The sequence below is a fragment of the Paraburkholderia sp. LEh10 genome (assembly GCF_017814945.1).
Lineage (GTDB): Bacteria > Pseudomonadota > Gammaproteobacteria > Burkholderiales > Burkholderiaceae > Paraburkholderia.
In genome coordinates this window covers 35,699-53,743 of the sequence record NZ_JAGIPX010000048.1, presented here as the reverse complement: position 1 = coordinate 53,743, position 18,045 = coordinate 35,699, and the positions used below count along the sequence as shown (strand labels likewise).

The window sequence follows — 18,045 nt, the reverse complement described above, 5'->3', positions numbered from 1 at the left end:
AGCGTCAGCGAATGCATGCGGCATCGCGACTCGCCAGCGTAAGGCCGGTTGCGTCGATATGCGCGACCTGCTCATCACCCCATCGCTGTCCGGGTTCGAGCATCGCCGCGCCTTCGCCTGTTTCGATCAGCGCGAGCCCGCGCATATGATCCGCAAGAAGCCCGACCAAGCGCATCGACGTTGATGTGCGATCGAAGGCGGGCGCGAGCGTAGCCGGCAGGAAGGGATCGTAAAACATGATCTCTTCGTCAGGATCGAATGCATCCGGATCGTTGCGCGCAGATGGAAGGGCGGCATTCCGTACCGGATGTATCGCGCTGAACGACCGCAGCGTCGCGCTGATCGCCAATGACGCGCCCTGGCGTTTCAACGTCACCTCCTCGGGCACGACGAGCACGGGCAAACTCGCGAGCGCTTCGAAAAAATCGCCAACGTGATCGAAGTCGGCCTGTGCCGTCACATGCAGCACGCGCATCGCGTCGAGCCCGGCTCCCGTCATACTGCCCGGTTCGATGCCGAGCAGCGCCACGTCATGGTTCGCCGCCAGTTGCGAGATCACCCGTACGTCGTCGGCCGAGCTCCAGCTTGCCGGCACATGCTCGACGGGCGCCGCGCGACGCAACGCGGGCAGTTGCGCGACGGCGCGTTCGGCTTCGCTCAATTTGCGTTGCACGGCCGACAACGCTTCACTGCCCGCCTGCACGCCGCTCATGTCCGCCGCCAGCCACGCGTTCGCACCGAACGCAAACGTGGCGACAGCGATCGACAACGCCGCGATCCAGCGTCGCCGCACGCTCCACGCTTCGGGTGGCACGCGCAGACGTTCGACGAACCTGCGCGCCAAAATTCCCAGACTCTCACCCGCAGTCGGCGCGCCGATGCGCCCGGCAATCGTTATGTTCATTTCTCACCTCCTGTTTTCTGATGAGCCGCAACGGACGCCTTAGGCTTTTCCGGTGGTGGCCCGTCCCATTTCAGATGCGCGGTGATTTCAATCGCATCCTGCGAATCGGCTGCGTTCGCCGCGCGCCGCAGATCGCTCAGGTCCGAATCCGTCACGCCTCTCAACGTGGCAAGCCGGTTGACCCACGCCGCCGACGCCGCGTGATCCGCCGACACAGCGAGCAATTCCGTGTGGCGCTCCCGATGCCGCATTTGCCGGAGGAACACGGCCCCGGATGGCTCCTCACTCAACGCATCGAGCAGATCGAGCAGATGCACGAGCGGCTCGGCGAGCGTCATTGCGCGCTGGTTTTGCAGGCGTTCGCTGCGCGCTTCGCTGATAAGGCGTGCATGTTCCGCAAGCGGCGGCGCTAGCGTCGCGAGCCGTCGCTCAATCGATTCACGCTGCCGGTCGACACGCGTCCGTTCGATCGCCTGCCATCCCATCAGCATCGACACGCCAATGCATCCGCAAAGCGCCGCGCCCGCCCATTCGGCGTAGCGGCGCCGGCGCGCAAGTCGCGCGTCGCGCTGTCGATGCGGCAGCAGATTGAAGCCCCGCATTCCCGTTCGGGCCGCCGTCATTGCGCCAGCCCGCGCAGCGCCAGCCCGAAAGCGACCGCGAACGACGGGTCATGCAAAAGATCGGACGGCGGGATCACGTCGCCGTCGCTCAACGACGAACAGTCGAACGGCAGCACGGTGCAGCCCAGTACATCGCCGATGTCGGCGAGCGAAAAGCAGACGCCTTCGAGCAGTTCGATCTCGCCACCCACCAGCGCGCACACATTGAAGCTGTCGTCCGCGAGATCGCGCAACGCATCGGCCACGCATGTGTATTCCGGCGACGGGTAGCGGATCTCCTGCGCGATCGTCTCGCCCTCGATGCGCCAGCCGTACACGCCGTCGCTGCCGATCCAGATGGCGACATACGGTTCGTGCAATTCGAGCTCGAACCTGGCCGCGTGGCGCAACGCGCGCAACGCCGCGTGCGGCTCGACATCGACGGTGGTCAGTGTGATGCCCGCCATCGCCGCGCATCCGATGCGCGCTTCGAGATGCTCGCGCGCCGTTGCGGCGATAGCCATTGCGCCGATACGCGGCGGCGTGTCTTCGAGATACCAGTCGATGGCCAGCGCATGACGTTCGAGACCCGCGATCCGCTCGGCTTCCATCACCACAGCCGGTTCGAGCGATGCCTGCCGCCGGTGTGAACCGTCCACGTGCTCGACGGACAGATGCGTCGTGAACGTCGCCGAACCGGGAATCGCCATCGCACAACACAACGCCGCCGACAGGCATTGCTGCGGCACATTGCCGAACACCTCGGACAGCGCCCGCGCCACCGCCTGCCCGTCGACGATTTCCGCGCCGGCCATTGCACCGGGTGCGAGCGGCCCGGACGCGATGCCTTCGATGCGCACGTGGCCCATCCTTCGCGCGCTGCCGCTCAGCACCATGATCCTGACCGACCGCGCGCCTATGTCGATGCCGACTGCCCGCCGCCGCATCGCCAACCGTAACGAGTTTTTCAAGGCCATTCCTTCCCCCTCAGGTATCAACCGAAACTGAAGACCCGCGGTACGACGCGGGCAACGGAAGGAATTCTGCGCAGCGCGGCGCGCGCGCGAAATTCGGCCGAATGGCTAATGGCCGGCCAAGCGATATCCGGCGACAATCAAAGGAACTACAGTGTTCTCATAGTCGTGCGGTTCCCGTGGCCGTAAGCACGCCGAAAGCTGTCAGATCGGGCGGCTATAATCGCGGGACCGTTTTTTGGTGTTCATATGCAATCCACGACTCCTACGTCTCCGCCTCCGGCACCGCAGAAGCGCAAGCGTCCTCTCTGGCTCAAGATCATCCTGGGCTTCTTCGGGCTGATCCTTGCCGGCATCGTCTGCGCGGTGCTCGTGCTGGGTTATGCGCTGGTCGTCGCGACGCCCAATCTGCCGTCGCTCGACGCGCTCACCGACTATCGCCCGAAGGTGCCGCTGCGCATCTACACGGCAGATCACGTGCTGATCGGCGAATTCGGCGAAGAGCGGCGCGACATCGTGCATATGCGCGACGTGCCGGACAATCTTAAGAAAGCTGTGCTCGCAATCGAGGACGCGCGCTTCTACGATCACGGCGGTGTCGACCTGACGGGCATCGTGCGCGCGGGCGTCGTGGCGCTCACGAACGGCCACGCGACACAGGGAGCGAGCACGATCACGATGCAGGTCGCGCGCAACTTCTTCCTTTCCAGCGAGAAGACTTACACGCGCAAGATCTACGAGATGCTGCTCGCGTACAAGATCGAATCGAAGCTGACCAAAGATCAGATTCTCGAGGTGTACATGAATCAGATCTATCTCGGCCAGCGCGCGTACGGCTTCGCGAGCGCCGCGCGCGTGTACTTTGGCAAGGACCTGAAGGATCTGTCGCTGGCGGAATGCGCGATGCTGGCCGGCCTGCCGAAGGCGCCTTCCGCCTATAACCCCGTCGTCAACCCGAAGCGCGCGAAAGTCCGCCAGGAATACATCCTCCAGCGCATGCTGGAACTCGGCTACATCACGCAGGACCAGTACGAGACGGCAAGCCGACAGCCGCTGATCGTCAAGGGCGCGGGCAAGGAGTTCAGCGTGCACGCGGAATATGTCGCGGAAATGGTGCGGCAGATGATGTACGCGCAGTATCGCGAAGAGGCGTACACGCGCGGCCTGAACGTCGTGACGACCATCGATTCCGCCGATCAGGACGCCGCTTATCACGCGCTGCGCAAGGGCTTGATGGACTATGAGCGGCGTCACGGCTATCGCGGGCCGGAAGCGTTCATCGATCTGCCCGCCGATGCCGACGAACGCGAACAGGCCATCGACGACGCGCTGCTCGAACACCCCGACAACGGCGAGATCATTGCGGCTGTCGTGACGGCGGCCAGTCCGAAGCAGGTTCAGGCGACGCTCATCGACGGCAACGTCGTGACGATTCAGGGCGACGGACTGCGCTACGCGTCGTTTGCGTTGAGCGCGCGCGCGCAGCCGAACCAGCGCGTACGGCCCGGCGCCATCATCCGTATCGTGAAGAATGACGACGGCAACTGGTCGATTACGCAATTGCCGCAGATCGAAGGCGCGTTCGTCTCCGTCGTGCCGCAAGACGGCGCGATTCGGGCGCTCGTCGGCGGCTTCGACTTCAACAAGAACAAGTTCAACCACGTGACCCAGGCGTGGCGTCAGCCGGGCTCGAGCTTCAAGCCGTTCATCTACTCGGCGTCGCTGGAAAAAGGCCTTGGCCCGGCAACCGTCATCAACGACGCGCCGCTCTTTTTCAGCGCCGCCGAAACGGGCGGCCAGGCGTGGGAGCCGAAGAACTACGGCGGCGGCTTCGACGGTCCGATGACCATGCGGACCGCGCTGCAGAAGTCGAAGAACCTCGTGTCGATCCGGATCCTGAACCACATCGGCACGAAGTACGCGCAGCAGTACATCACGCGCTTTGGCTTCGATGCGGAGCGCCACCCCGCCTATCTGCCGATGGCGCTCGGCGCGGGGCTCGTCACGCCACTGCAGATGGCGGCCGGCTATGCGGTGTTCGCCAACGGCGGCTATCGCGTCAATCCGTATCTGATCGCGGAAGTCACCGATCAGCGCGGGATGGTCGTCGCGCATGCGGACCCGCTCGTCGCGGGCCGCAACGCGCCGCACGCGATCGATCCGCGCAACGCGTACGTGATGAACAGCCTGCTGACGAGCGTCGCGCAACGCGGCACGGGCGCGAAGTCGAACGTGTTGAAGCGTACCGACCTCGCGGGCAAGACGGGCACCACCAACGATTCGCGCGACGCCTGGTTCGCCGGCTATCAGCACACGCTCTGCGCAATCGCCTGGCTGGGCTACGACAACCCGCGCAGCCTTGGCGACAAGGAGACGGGCGGCGGCCTCGCGCTTCCTGTGTGGATCGACTACATGGGACGCTCGCTGAAAGGCGTGCCCGAGTACAAGATGCCGATGCCGGAAGACGTCGTGTCGATCGGCGATGAGTTGTACTTCGACGATTTCACGCCGGGCAATGGCTTTATTTCGACAGTCGGCGTCACGTTGCCACCGCCGGACGCGAACGGAGCGAGCGGCGCGCCGGCACAGGTCGGTGAACAGGAGAAGCAGGACATCATGAACCTGTTCAAAGGACACTGATCCCGCTGAACCGTACTGAGAGCTCAAAAGACAAAGCCGCTGCGCGCGACGCGCAGCGGCTTTTTTCGTTTCGACAGACGCGCCCCAGGTGTAGCGCGCCGACGCTCACGCACTACGGAGCGAACCGAACCGGCTCACCCGCCTGTTGTGTCGCGTATTCGGATAGCGCGGCATAGAACTCGGTGCCGTTGCGCGTATCGCGCCACTCCCCATCGACGTAGCGGAAGTGATATCCGCCGGACTTCGCGGCGATCCAGATTTCCTGCATCGGCGGCTGCAGGTTCACGATGATCTTCGTGCCGTTCTCGAATTCGAGCGTCAGTACGTTGCCGCTGCGCTCGAATTCGATGTCGGCGCCGGTATCGTCGAGCGCGCGCTCCACGGCTGTCAGTACGGCCTCGGCACGGGTCAGGTATTCACTGTCGGACATGCTAAACTCCAACGATTCATTTTTCAGGGACAGTCATGCGAGTCGTTTTCCGCGAGAGCGCGGCAGCGCCCGGCGCAAACGCGCCCCGCGCGATTGTAGCGGCATTGGCTATTGTCGCAGGTGTCGCGCTCAGTGGCTGCGGGCAGCGCGGTTCGCTTTATCTGCCGACCGTTCCGCCTCTTCCCGCCAAACCGAACGAGCAAACCCAGCCGCCATCACCCGACGAAGTGAAGCCCGGTGCCGAAACCGCAGAAGGTTCGATCCCGGACACGTCGGGCACACCCTTGTCCCTGTCGCCCGATTCCGAACTGCGCATTGCGCCCAATTCGACTGCGCACGCTCAGCCCGCATCCGGCGCATCCGATGCTCAATAACACCGCCGTATGACTCAATCCGCCTTTGCCTATGTCGATGGCGTGCTGCACGCTGAAGGCGTGTCCGCCGTCTCGCTTGCCGAGCAGTTCGACACGCCGCTCTATGTCTACTCGCGCGCCGCGCTCACGGCCACGTGGCATGCCTACGCCGACGCATGCGCCGGCCGGCGCGCCACCGTGCATGTCGCCGTGAAGGCCAACAGCAACCTCGCCGTGCTCAACGTGTTCGCGCGCATGGGCGCAGGGTTCGACATCGTGTCGGGCGGCGAACTCGCGCGCGTGCTCGCGGCAGGCGGAAAAGCGGAAAACACGGTGTTTTCGGGTGTCGGCAAGAGCCTCGCGGAAATGCGCGAAGCGCTCGCGGCGGGCGTGAAATGCTTCAACGTCGAATCGATTCCCGAGCTCGACCGGCTGAACATGGTTGCAGGCGAGATGAGCAAGAAGGCGCCCGTGTCGCTGCGCGTGAATCCTGACGTCGATGCGAAAACGCATCCGTATATCTCGACGGGCCTGAAGTCGAACAAGTTCGGCGTCGCGTTCGACGACGCACGCGCCACGTATCGCGCCGCCGCCGCGATGAAGCATCTCGACGTGGTCGGCATCGACTGCCATATCGGTTCGCAGATTACGGAGGTCGCGCCGTATCTGGACGCCGTCGACAGGCTGCTCGAACTCGTCGACCAGATCGAAGCGGACGGCGTGAAGATCAGGCACATCGACGTGGGCGGCGGACTCGGCATCACGTACGACGACGAAACGCCGCCGGATATCGGAGAGTTCGTGCGCACGCTGCTCGACGAGATCGAAGCGCGCGGCCACGGTCATCGCGAAGTGTATTTCGAGCCGGGCCGCTCGCTCGTCGGCAACGCAGGCATCCTGCTCACGCGCGTCGAGTTCCTGAAGCCGGGCGTCGAAAAGAACTTCGCGATCGTCGATGCGGCGATGAACGACCTTGCGCGCCCCGCGATGTACGAGGCTTATCACGCGATCGAACCCGTCGTGCAGCGCAAGGGCGCAAAGCAGGTGTATGACGTGGTCGGTCCTGTGTGCGAAAGCGGCGACTGGCTGGGACGCGAGCGGCAACTGGCCGTGGAACCCGGCGACCTGCTGGCGATCCATTCCGCTGGCGCCTACGGTTTCGCGATGAGTTCGAACTACAACACGCGGCCGCGTGCGGCGGAAGTGATGGTCGATGGCGAGAACGCGTATGTCGTGCGCAAGCGCGAAGAGGTCAAGACACTGTTCGCGGACGAAGCCGTTTTGCCGGATCAAGCCTAAAGCGCCGGCCTCATCCACACCAAACGAAACGGCGATGCGTTCATGACGCATCGCCGTTTTTGTTGCTGCGGCCCGTACGCGCGCTATCGCGCTGTGCGTTGCCTGAGCCTGTCACGCGCCCAGACCACCAGACGCCAGCCAAGCAGTGCGACCACGATTGCCCCGTAAATCTTCGGCAAAATCAGATCGTGCTTGCCCGCCTTCATCCACCAGAAGTGCAGGATCGCGAGCGCGGCAATCGGATAGATCACGCGGTGCAACGTCTGCCAGCGCCGGCCGAGCTTGCGCACCATCGCTTTGGGCGAGGTGATCGCAAGCGGTATCAGCAAGATGAACGCCGCGAAGCCGACTGTGATGAACGGCCGCTTGCCGATGTCTTTGATGATCTCGGCAATATCGAACCATTTGTCGAACCAGAAATACGTCGTGAAATGCAGCGCGCCGTAGAAGAACGCGTACAGACCAAGCATCCGCCGAAAACGCAGCAGCGCATTCCAGCCGGTGAGCTTTCGCAGCGGAGTCACGGCGAGCGTGATGCAGAGAAACACCAGCGTCCACAATCCCGTTGAGCGCGTGATGAACTCGATGGGGTTCGCGCCCAGTCCGCCCGTCAAGCCGAACAGCACGATGCGCGCAAGCGGATACAGCGCCGCGATGAATACCGCGATCTTCGCGGGCGCCATCCAGCGGCTGACGGCCCCGCTGCCGGCCGCTGCCGTGTTGCGGGGCGTAGCCATCGCTTTCATCGCGCCTGCATTCATGCGCGTGCCGCTGCTAGCCGTTGCGGTTCGGGTCGTGTCAGTTGCCATGCGCGCCGCCGTCAGAAGTACTTCTTCAGGTCCATGCCCTGATACATCGACGCGACCAGATCGCCATAACCATTGAACACCAGCGTCTTGCGCTTCGGCGTGAAAAAGCCGTCCTCACCGATGCGCCGCTCAGTCGCCTGGCTCCAGCGCGGATGGTCGACGTTCGGGTTCACGTTCGAATAGAAGCCATATTCGTTGGGCGCGTAGGCGTTCCAGCTGGTCGGCGGCTGCTTGTCGACGAAGCGGATCTTCACCAGCGACTTCGCGCTCTTGAAGCCGTACTTCCACGGCACGACGATGCGCACCGGTGCGCCGTTCTGGTTCGGCAGCACCTGGCCGTAGACGCCCATCGTCAGCAGCGTGAGCGGATTCATCGCTTCATCCATGCGCAGCCCTTCGGAGTACGGCCAATCGAGAATCGGCACGGACAGACCCGGCATCTGCGACGGATCGGCGAGCGTGATGAACTGCACGTACTTTGCATTCGCAGTCGGCTGCGCGCGCTTGATGACCTCCGACAGCGGAATGCCGATCCACGGAATCACCATCGACCAGCCTTCGACGCAGCGCATCCGGTACACCCGCTCCTCGAGCGGCGCGAGTTTCAGCAGTTCGTCGATGTCGTACACCTTTGCGTTCTTCACTTCGCCTTCGACGCTCACCTTCCACGGGCGCGGCCTCAGCGTCCCCGCGTTGTGCGCCGGGTCGCCCTTGTCGGTGCCGAACTCGTAGAAGTTGTTGTATGTGGTGATGTCCTTGTGGGGCGTGACCTTGTCGGTGACGACGAACTTCGGGTTGGTCTTCGCACCGAGCTTCTGCGCTTTCGCGTCCGGCGACGCGTACTCTGCATGCGCCTCGCCGTGCCCGCCGATCAGACCGCCGAGCGCCATCGCACCCGCCGCCTGCAAAATCCGCCTGCGATTTTCGAACACGCGCTGCGGCGTGATTTCGCTGCGCGCGATATCGTCGCCATACAGGAGGCCCCGTTCGCCTCGCTTGATCCACATGGTGTAACTCCTTGTCGGGCATGCAGCCCCGATCGATATTCGTTCGACTCGCGCTCTGCGGTCGCGTTCTTGTTAACACAGCCGACGCGCAATCCTTCCATGCAGCCATAAAAAAACCGCCGGTGCGATGCACACGGCGGTTTTCCGATCCTCGTCCGGCGACGGCGAATCTTAGAGCTTGCCGTAGCTGTGCAGTCCCGACAGGAACATGTTGACGCCGAGGAACGCGAACGTCGTCACCAGCAGGCCCGTCAGTGCCCACCAGGCGGCGGCCGCGCCACGCAGGCCTTTCATCAGACGCATGTGCAGCCACGCTGCGTAGTTCAGCCAGACGATCAGCGCCCAGGTTTCCTTCGGGTCCCAGCTCCAGTAGCCGCCCCAAGCCTCGGCGGCCCACAGCGCGCCGAGAATCGTCGCGATCGTGAAGAATGCGAAGCCGACGGCGATCGACTTGTACATGACGTCATCGAGCACGTCGAGCGCGGGCAGACGGTCGGCCAGCACGCCGCGCTCCTTCATCAGATACGAAACCGCGACCATCGCCGATAGCGCGAAGCTGCCATAGCCGATGAAGTTCGCTGGCACGTGGATCTTCATCCACCAGCTTTGCAGAGCGGGGACGAGCGGCTGGATCTGCTGCGCGTCGCGCGCGATCGAGTACCACATCAGGAAGCCGACCGCCGCGCTGATCACAAGCAGCACGAACGCGCCGAGCGAGCGCGTGTTGTAGTGCTGCTCGTAGTACAGGTAGAAGAGTGCGGTGATCAGGCTGAACAGCACGAAGACTTCGTACAGGTTCGAAATGGGAATATGGCCGACGTCCGAGCCGATCAGGTACGACTCGTACCAGCGCACCATCATGCCGACGAAGCCCATCAGCACCGCGACCCACGTCATCTTCGAACCGATCGAGGCGCCCGTCGCCGACCGCGTGGCCATGCCGATCCAGTAAAACAGCGTGGCGAGCACGAACAGCGCGCTCATCCACAAGATGGCCGACTGGCTCGACAGGAAATACTTGAGGAAGAACGCGTGATCGGCGCGGGTCAGATCGCCGCCGTACAGCTGAATGGCGAAAAGCGACAGCACGGCGATGCAAGCCATCAGCAGGCGCACCGGCTTCCAACGCCATCCGAGCACGACGAAAGCAGGCACCGAGCACACCAGCACCAGCTTGTCGTAGTAATTCATGTACTCGTGGTAGCGCGACAGCGCGAACCCGGCTCCCGCGACCATCGCGAGCGCGAACAGCCAGTCGAAAGCGCTGAGGCGCTTCAGAAACGGACGATCGTCGAGCAGCGCCGACTGACCCGGCAGTTGTGCAGACAGATGCGGGGTCGAATGAGCCGCCGTATCGGCGCGCGGCTTGCCGCGCGAAGATGAGGAAACCTGAGTCAAGTCCATGTTCTTACCGGGTCGAATCGGGTGAATCTGCGGGCGCCTCGCTCGTTGCGCGGACGGCGCCCTTTGTATCGCGGGCGGGATCGGCGTCGACAGGCGTTGCGCCCAGCACGACGCCGACCGCGTCGCGCGTCTGCGCAAATTCCTTCTCGAAGTCGAACGTCCTGCGAGCCGTCGACATCGCCATCACGACGCTCACACCGCCGCCCGCTTCCTTGAGCCAGAACCACAGGCGGCGTTCGCGGACGTAGAACATCGAGAAGATGCCTAACACGAGTAGTAGGCTGCCAAGATACACGAGTTTTTTGCCCGGCGCGCGCGTCAACTGAAATACCGAAGCTTGCACCTGCTTGAAGGCGTCAAGCTGCAGATAGACGGGCGAACCGTACAGAAAGCTGTCAGATATCGCGTTGATCGAGCTCTGGACAAAGCGGCTAGTGGTCGCGTCGGCCGTCGCCGGGGCCTCTCCCGCCTGCTTGCGCCCAATTTGCCACACGTCCCACATTGCCCCTTCCAGCATCCGAAGCAAGAGTCCTGCCGCCTTCTCCTGCTCGCCCTTGGGGACGGACCGGTCGATGAACGCGGCGATCGCCTGGAATCCGCCAACCGTCTGACCATTGGTCGCCTTGCCAATCGCAGGGTCATCGCCAGCGAAGAGCGTCAGTACACGCGACGCGCTTTCCTCGAGATGCTGCTGCAATTGCGCGTTCGACGGCACCGAGCGCTGCGCGAACTGGCGCGCCGCCTGCGCGCGGATCGCCGGATCCTCCAGCGCGGCGCGCATGCGCATCCATTCGCTGACGGTTCCGCCGCCGTCGGCGGGAATGCGCAGGTAACGGAAAGGATCATCCGGGTTCGAGCGCATGCCGGCGAGGAATACGCGCTCGCCGCCCACGTCGACGGGCAGCATGTAGTTGTTGTACTCGCGCGCCTGACCGTCCTTGTCGCGCACCTTGTACTGCACCGACGGGCCGACGTTGTGCAGATCGAGCGGCTTCGATGTCTTCGCGCCAGAGCCGAGCCGCTCGTCGAACGCCTCCTTCAAAGACTGATGCGCGGTGACGCCGCGCGCGTCGTTCTGGCCATTGGCGTTCGAGATGTTCTCGACATTAATCGCGCGGAAATCGGCGAACTCGACCGTCTGGCCGTCCGTGCCAGGCATCGACGCGCTCAGCACCTTCGAGCCGCCGATCTCGCCGTTGAAAGGCTCGGTCTTCGTGCTGCTGCCCGCCATCGGCCACGCCGTCATCTGCATCTGCGAGCCGCCGTCCTGAAAGCTCGACTGGTAGATCGACACGCCGTCATATTCGAACGGCTTGTTCACCTCGACGCGCGCCGGAATGCGCGCGCCCGTCTTGTGGTCGATCACGACGATGTCGCTGGCGAAGAGCTTCGGCATGCCCGTCGTGTAGTAGTCGACGATGAATTTTTTCAGTTCGATCGAAAACGGCAGATCCTGGATCAGCGAGCCGTCCTGCTGGTTCAGGATCGCCGTCGATACATGCTGGCCTTCGGGCACCCATGCGTAGCCGCGGAAAGTCGGATTGCCCTGCGACAGACGGTGCTCGGGCGGAATCTCGTTGATGGCAGTGTTGCTGCGGATCGGCGTCTTGTCGAAGAGCCACATCTGCAGCTTGATGGGCAGATTGCTGTCGAGCAGCCCGCCAATACAGATGATCACGATCGCGAGGTGCGCGGAGATATAGCCGAGCTTCGTCAGTGCGCCGCGCTTCGCGGCGACCAGCGTCGCGCCTTCGGATTCGCGCGTCACGTACCTGTAGCCGAGCTTCGCCGACAGCTTGCCGAGCGTCTGCGCTGCTTGCGCGCGCGTTGCGTTCGGAACCGCGAACTCACCCTTGTGGTGGAACGCGCGCAGGCTGCCTTCGCGGACCTTGTCCTTCCAGCTTTTCGTGTCGGCGATCATCTTGGGCGCGTTGCGGATCACGCACAGTGAAACCGACACGACCAGAAAGCCGAGAATCAGCATGAACCACCAGGCGCTGTACACGTTGTACAGGCTCAGCGAGCGGAAGATGTCGGCCCAGAACGGCCCGAACTGGTTCACGTAGTTCGGGTACGGATCGTCCTGCGTGAGCACGGTACCGATGATGCTCGCGATCGACAGGATCACGAGCGACGCGATCGCAAAGCGCATCGAACTCAGCAGTTCGACCGACGTGCGCACGAAGCGCTGCCGCGACTTCAACTCCAAACCCGACGTGGTGACGCTCATTCAAACTCCGACTAACAGCAAAAAAGGGTGCAGGGATATCGCTGCTTGCGATTCCCTCACCCTTTTCTTGTTTTTCGCCAGCCTGTTGATGGCCGGCTTCGCTTTCGTATGGACTCTTAATGCAAGCCCGCGATGTAATCGGCGACAGCCTTGATTTCGCCGTCGGACAAGCGCGACGCAATCGCGTGCATCGCTTCGTTATTGTTTCGCGCGCCCGGTCCCTGCGTGAACGCGGTCAGTTGCGCCACCGTGTAGTCCGCCCATTGCCCCGACAGGCGCGGATACTGCGACGGAATCCCCTGCCCCGTCGGCCCGTGACAGCTCGCGCATGCCGGCACGCCCTTGTCGGCGACGCCCGCGCGATAAATCTTTTGTCCGAGGGGCACCGTGTCCTTGTTGTGCGCGTACCCCGGCTTCGGTGCCTGCGACGCGAAGTACGCCGCCACATTGACCATGTCCTGATCGGTCAGCGCTTGCGCCATACCAGCCATGATCGCATTGTTGCGGGCGGGCTGCTTCGCACCCGCTTGCGTCTTGAAATCCTTGAGCTGCTTGACGAGATACTCCGGATGCTGGCCCGAGAGCTTGGGATAAGCGCCGCCTGCGCTGTTGCCATCCGCACCGTGACATGAAGCGCACACCTGCGCTGCGATTGCCTGCCCCCGATTCAAATCCGGCTTTGCCTGATCTGCTGCCCTCGCCTGTACCGCCAAACCTGAAAGACCTGCTGCTGTGTGAAGTACCACCAGAAACTTGCCCAGTCGATTCATTCGCACACCCTGTTTCGTCTTGTGGGAATTAGAGGTTCTGCAAAATACGACAGCGACCGATCAGCCGCGGAGGCCCGCGCGGCGGCCTCACAGGTTTTCAGTAAACCATCGTATTGTACAATAACTCGCTAATCGCGCCGACGCCAGTCGGGCCTCTCCGGCCTTTGCGGCGAGGCTGCGTCGCCGTTGCACGGCATTCCATCACATCCGTCGGTGTTCGCTGGACGTCCGCTCGACGTCCATTTACTCCGTCCTCCTGGTCCGATCCATGTCTTTCCTGCTACACCAAGCCCGATTCTTCACGACCGTCAACCATTTGCGCGATCTGCCACCATCGCCGCAGCCCGAGGTCGCGTTCGCGGGCCGCTCGAATGCTGGGAAATCGACGGCCATCAATCTCCTGTGTAATCAGAAGCGGCTCGCTTTTGCGAGCAAGACGCCGGGGCGCACGCAGCACATCAACTATTTCTCGGTGGGTCCGGCGGCCGCGCCCGTCGCGAATCTCGTCGACCTGCCGGGCTACGGCTACGCCGAAGTGCCAGGCGCGGCGAAGGCACACTGGGAACAGCTGCTGTCGACCTACCTGCAAACGCGTTCGCAACTGCGCGGCATGATTCTGATGATGGATTCCCGCCGCCCGCTCACGGAACTGGACCGCCGGATGATCGAGTGGTTCGCGCCGACGGGCAAGCCGATTCACACTTTGCTGACCAAGTGCGACAAATTGACCCGCCAGGAGAGCATCAACGCGTTGCGCGCAACGAAGAAAGGGTTGGATGAATATCGCGCGGCGGGATATCGGGGCGAACTGACTGCACAGCTCTTTTCCGCCCTCAAGCGGATCGGCCTCGATGAGGCGCACGAGCTGATCGAAAGCTGGGTCGCGCCCGAAGCGGCGGGCGATGCCGACGCTTCGACACCGGCCGAATAACGCGGCCGACGGTCCCGGCCGGACGCCGGCGCTGCGTTTCGTCCGCCCAGAAAAAAACCCGCCGCTAGTGACGGCGGGTTAAACAGCCTAATCGAAAAACGACAGGCACCCGCTCAGGGAGGAGAAGCGGGGAGGTCAGCGCTAGGCGCCTTGCTCGATCGGTATGATATACCATTGTCTCGAAAAGTTTCTGGCAGGGTACGGCCAGCGTTTTTGACTTCTGCAGACACCCCACATGAGCTTCTATCCGCATCACCGTCCGCGCCGCATGCGCCGGGACGAATTCTCGCGCCGCATGATGCGCGAAAACATCCTCACCACCAACGATCTGATCTATCCCGTCTTCGTGATCGACGGCATGAATGCGCGCCAGGCCGTTCCGTCGATGCCGGGCGTCGAGCGCGTGTCGGTCGATCTGCTGATGGGCGTGGCCGAGCAGTGCATGGAGCTCGGCGTGCCCGTGCTGTCGCTGTTTCCGGCGATCGAGCCGTCGCTGAAGACGCCCGACGGCCGCGAGGCAGCCAATGAGGCAGGGCTGATTCCGCGCGCGGTGCGCGAACTGAAGAAGCGTTTTCCGGAATTGGGCGTGTTGACGGACGTTGCGCTCGACCCGTACACGAGCCACGGCCAGGACGGCGTGCTCGACGAAAACGGCTATGTGATCAACGACGAGACGGTCGAAATTCTCGTCGAACAGGCCCAGACACAGGCAGAGGCGGGCGTTGACATCGTCGCTCCATCCGACATGATGGACGGCCGCATCGGTGCGATCCGCGAGATGCTGGAGAGCGAGGGTCACATCCACACGCGAATCATGGCGTATTCGGCGAAGTTCGCGTCTGCGTTCTACGGGCCGTTCCGCGATGCCGTGGGGTCCGCGGCAAATCTCGGCAAGGGCAACAAGATGACCTATCAGCTCGATCCGGCCAACTCGGATGAGGCGCTGCGCGAAGTGCAAGCCGACATCGACGAAGGCGCGGATATGGTCATGGTCAAACCCGGCATGCCGTATCTGGACATCGTACGTCGCGTGAAGGATGAATTCCGGTTCCCGACCTACGTCTACCAGGTGAGCGGCGAATACGCGATGCTGAAGGCCGCCGCGCAAAACGGCTGGCTCGATCACGACAAGGTGATGATGGAATCGTTGCTCGCGTTCAAACGGGCAGGCGCGGACGGCGTGCTGACGTACTTCGCGCTGGATGCAGCGCGGGTGTTGCGCTCGCAGAAGTAAAGTTGCGGTCGTCGCCGTGTGCATCGTGCGCACGGCCCGGCCTGCTGAAAGACGGGGGTTGCCGCTTGGATACCCCCGTTAAATTTGTGGGCTCTTCCCGCTAACGATCGGATCTGTAATGCTCACAGCCTGCACGAAAGGCCGACTTTCTATGTCTGCGGGCCCACCGCAACGCGATCCAGACTTTTCAGGAATTTATCCGCCGACTCGTACCCCACTACTCGCAAGACCTCTTTGCCGCCGCGATCAAAAAAGATGATGCCGGGTGGTCCGAAGAGGTTGAAGCGTTTGAGCAGCACCTGATCGTCGGCGTTATTCGCCGTGACGTCCGCGCGGAGCAGATTCATCTGCTTCAGCTTGGCCTGGACGCGCGGATCGCTGAAGGTGAACTTCTCCATTTCCTTGCAGCTAACGCACCAGTCTGCATAAAAATCGAGCATAGCGGGCTGTGCAGCCGTTTTGACGGCTTCGTCGAGTTGCCCTGAAGTGCGCACTGGCGCAAAGGCCAAATCCCCTTGCTCGGGCTCTGTCGGCGGCGCGTTCGTGGTTCGTCCAGCAAGCACGGCGAGCGGCCGAAGCGGGTCCGTCGATCCTGCCGCGAGCCCGACGAGCAACGTCGCTGCCCAGATGGCGAGCGCCGCACCGATTCCGCGGCCAAGACTACGCCAGATGGAGCCCGTACCCGCGTGCGGCGAAAAAAGTCCGAGCCCGGCAGCCGCAATCAGCATCCACAACGCGGCGAGCAACATGTGCGCCGTCGCGCCGAGAACCGGCCACACGATCCACAGGGCAGCCGCGAGCAGCACGACACCGAAAAATACCTTCACGCTGTCCATCCAGGCGCCCGCACGCGGCAGCAAGGTGCCTGCGCCGAGCCCGATGATCAGCAGCGGCACGCCGAGCCCGATCCCCATTGAAAACAGCGCCGCGCCGCCCAACGCCGCATTGCCCGTATGCGCGATGAAGGCCAGCACCGCGAACAGCGGGGCCGTCATGCATGCGCCGACTACGAGGGCGGAGAGCGCCCCCATCGCCGCGACTGCCGCGAATTTGCCCCCCGAACGCCCCTCGGACGCCTTCGAAACGCCGCTCTGCCAGCGCTGCGGCAACGCAAGATCGACCCCCGCAATTAGCGTAAGGGCGAAACCAGCCAGCAGAATCCCGAATGCGCCGAGCACCCACGGGTTCTGCAACCAGGCGCCGAGGCTCTGACCAACGAGCGCAGCCACAATGCCGAGCACGGTATACACCAGCGCCATACCGACGACATAGGCCAACGATAGTGCGAAACCGCGCGCGCGCGTCACGCGCGGCCCTTCGCCGATGATGATCGCCGACAGGATCGGTATCATCGGATACGAACAGGGCAGCAAGCTGAGTACGACGCCCGCCACGAAATACAGTCCGACGATTGTGAAGAATCCTCCGCCTTGCAGCAGTGATTGCGCGTAGTCCGCATTCGTCGCGCGCTCGTACCAGGATGGACCTGGCGGCGTGTCCTGCGCGCTCTGGACGCCCTGTTTTCCCCCTGCGCCAGCGGCATGCAACGCCGCGCCCGTCACGTGGTAGACGCGTTCCATCGGCGGATAGCAGATGCCTGCGTCCGCGCAGCCCTGCGACGTGACAGCAAGGTCGAATGGGCCGCTCGCCTCCTTCACCGGCACGCGGACGGTCAGGTCCCTCCTGTACGTTTCGACGTTCTTCCCAAAGGTCTGATCGAATTTCACATGTCCGGCCGGCAATTGCGCTTCGCCGATCGTCACCGTCCCATTTCGGGTCGTGAAAGAAAACCGTTCCCGGTACATGTAGTAACCGTCGGCGATCTTGTAGTGGACCAGCACTTCTCCCGGCTGCTCGGACGCGCTGAATTTGAACGCGACCGCGGGATCGAGGAAATCGTCCGCCGCGCGAACGACGTCCGCCGTGGACAACGAAAGCAGCAGGACACCTGCGACAAGGGTGAGAAAGCGCGCGACGTTGCGCCAGCGCCGGGATAAACCGTTAAACATGGATCGGGCGTTGTGTTTCGGTATTCACCCATTGGCCATACGCGGCCGACGCGGTGACTTGCCAGGAAAGGATTTCGGGCGTGTCGTACGGATGCTGAGACTGGATGAACCGTTCGAGTTCGAGCGCACGTGCAACGCTCGTCTTGAATAACAACTGGATCTCTTCCGCCGATTCGATCTTGCCTTGCCAGTGATAGTTCGACTGGACGCTGCCGAGTTGCGTCACACATGCGGCGAGACGCGCCGAAAGTACGTCTTGAGCCAGTTTTTGCGCTGTTGCTGCGTCGGGCACGGTCGTCAAAACCAAACTCACATTCACGTTCACCGGCCGCTCCAGCGCTATCGACAACAAGGTGTCGTTATCGTATCACCATGTCAAGACAGCTCGCTCGCGGGCGAATCGCATAGGCAATTTGGACACGAAAACAAAAAAAGCCAGGCTTTTGCCT

General features: G+C 62.9%; 16 protein-coding genes. 5 read left to right on the top strand and 11 right to left on the bottom strand.

Annotated elements, in window-relative coordinates:
* Positions 1-4: 4 nt before the first annotated feature.
* The 3 genes from J8I87_RS31050 to pilM are packed head-to-tail and all read right to left on the bottom strand — an operon-like array spanning position 5 to position 2,483.
* On the bottom strand, positions 5-904 hold the full coding sequence (locus tag J8I87_RS31050; protein ID WP_245254289.1) for a hypothetical protein: 900 nt from the start codon (positions 902-904) through the stop codon (positions 5-7).
* A complete protein-coding gene (locus J8I87_RS31045) occupies positions 901-1,506 on the bottom strand; it encodes a fimbrial assembly protein (protein ID WP_245254288.1) in 606 nt (201 codons plus the stop codon). Before J8I87_RS31045 ends, J8I87_RS31050 begins: the two co-directional genes overlap by 4 nt.
* Before the next feature lie 17 nt (positions 1,507-1,523).
* Entirely contained in the window at positions 1,524-2,483 is a 960-nt protein-coding gene (gene pilM / locus J8I87_RS31040; RefSeq protein WP_209935977.1) for a type IV pilus biogenesis protein PilM, read from the bottom strand.
* Positions 2,484-2,729: 246 nt separating this feature from the next.
* Between pilM and J8I87_RS31035 the strand changes: the two genes are divergently transcribed.
* A complete protein-coding gene (locus J8I87_RS31035; protein ID WP_209935976.1) occupies positions 2,730-5,120 on the top strand; it encodes a penicillin-binding protein 1A in 2,391 nt (796 codons plus the stop codon).
* 112 nt (positions 5,121-5,232) lie between these two features.
* On the opposite strand, the gene cyaY is transcribed toward J8I87_RS31035, so the two are convergent.
* Positions 5,233-5,550, bottom strand: coding sequence for an iron donor protein CyaY (gene cyaY / locus J8I87_RS31030; RefSeq protein ID WP_209935975.1), 318 nt, complete (start codon positions 5,548-5,550; stop codon positions 5,233-5,235).
* A 35-nt stretch (positions 5,551-5,585) separates the two neighbouring features.
* On the opposite strand from cyaY, the gene lptM reads away from it, so the two are divergent.
* A complete protein-coding gene (gene lptM, locus J8I87_RS31025; RefSeq protein ID WP_209935974.1) occupies positions 5,586-5,924 on the top strand; it encodes an LPS translocon maturation chaperone LptM in 339 nt (112 codons plus the stop codon).
* Positions 5,925-5,933: 9 nt separating this feature from the next.
* A complete protein-coding gene (gene lysA, locus J8I87_RS31020) occupies positions 5,934-7,202 on the top strand; it encodes a diaminopimelate decarboxylase (RefSeq protein WP_209935972.1) in 1,269 nt (422 codons plus the stop codon).
* Between the two features lie 83 nt (positions 7,203-7,285).
* Here lysA and msrQ read toward each other — a convergent pair whose 3' ends face one another.
* The 5 genes from msrQ to J8I87_RS30995 all read right to left on the bottom strand — a co-directional run bounded on the left by msrQ (position 7,286) and on the right by J8I87_RS30995 (position 13,422).
* Positions 7,286-8,011: a protein-methionine-sulfoxide reductase heme-binding subunit MsrQ gene (gene msrQ, locus J8I87_RS31015; RefSeq protein ID WP_209935971.1), complete on the bottom strand. Its 726-nt coding sequence runs from the start codon at positions 8,009-8,011 to the stop codon at positions 7,286-7,288.
* A gap of 11 nt (positions 8,012-8,022) precedes the next feature.
* Positions 8,023-9,018, bottom strand: coding sequence for a protein-methionine-sulfoxide reductase catalytic subunit MsrP (msrP, locus tag J8I87_RS31010; protein WP_209935970.1), 996 nt, complete (start codon positions 9,016-9,018; stop codon positions 8,023-8,025).
* Positions 9,019-9,189: 171 nt separating this feature from the next.
* On the bottom strand, positions 9,190-10,422 hold the full coding sequence (gene ccsB, locus J8I87_RS31005) for a c-type cytochrome biogenesis protein CcsB (protein WP_209935969.1): 1,233 nt from the start codon (positions 10,420-10,422) through the stop codon (positions 9,190-9,192).
* 4 nt (positions 10,423-10,426) lie between these two features.
* Complete coding sequence (locus J8I87_RS31000; RefSeq protein ID WP_209935968.1) at positions 10,427-12,652, bottom strand: cytochrome c biogenesis protein ResB; 2,226 nt, start codon at positions 12,650-12,652, stop codon at positions 10,427-10,429.
* Positions 12,653-12,768: 116 nt separating this feature from the next.
* A complete protein-coding gene (locus J8I87_RS30995) occupies positions 12,769-13,422 on the bottom strand; it encodes a cytochrome c (RefSeq protein WP_209935967.1) in 654 nt (217 codons plus the stop codon).
* A 268-nt stretch (positions 13,423-13,690) separates the two neighbouring features.
* Here J8I87_RS30995 and yihA point away from each other — a divergent pair, with 268 nt between their 5' ends.
* Together yihA and hemB are read left to right on the top strand one after the other, a co-directional pair.
* Positions 13,691-14,353 carry a ribosome biogenesis GTP-binding protein YihA/YsxC gene (gene yihA, locus J8I87_RS30990; RefSeq protein WP_209935965.1) on the top strand — a complete coding sequence of 221 codons (663 nt, stop codon included), beginning with the start codon at positions 13,691-13,693 and terminating at the stop codon, positions 14,351-14,353.
* Between the two features lie 235 nt (positions 14,354-14,588).
* Complete coding sequence (gene hemB, locus J8I87_RS30985; RefSeq protein ID WP_209935964.1) at positions 14,589-15,587, top strand: porphobilinogen synthase; 999 nt, start codon at positions 14,589-14,591, stop codon at positions 15,585-15,587.
* 149 nt (positions 15,588-15,736) lie between these two features.
* Here the strand turns inward: hemB and dsbD are convergent, their stop codons facing one another.
* Together dsbD and cutA are read right to left on the bottom strand one after the other, a co-directional pair.
* A complete protein-coding gene (gene dsbD, locus J8I87_RS30980; protein ID WP_209935963.1) occupies positions 15,737-17,596 on the bottom strand; it encodes a protein-disulfide reductase DsbD in 1,860 nt (619 codons plus the stop codon).
* Positions 17,589-17,921, bottom strand: coding sequence for a divalent-cation tolerance protein CutA (gene cutA / locus J8I87_RS30975; RefSeq protein ID WP_409518844.1), 333 nt, complete (start codon positions 17,919-17,921; stop codon positions 17,589-17,591). Before cutA ends, dsbD begins: the two co-directional genes overlap by 8 nt.
* Between the last annotated feature and the right edge of the window lie 124 nt (positions 17,922-18,045).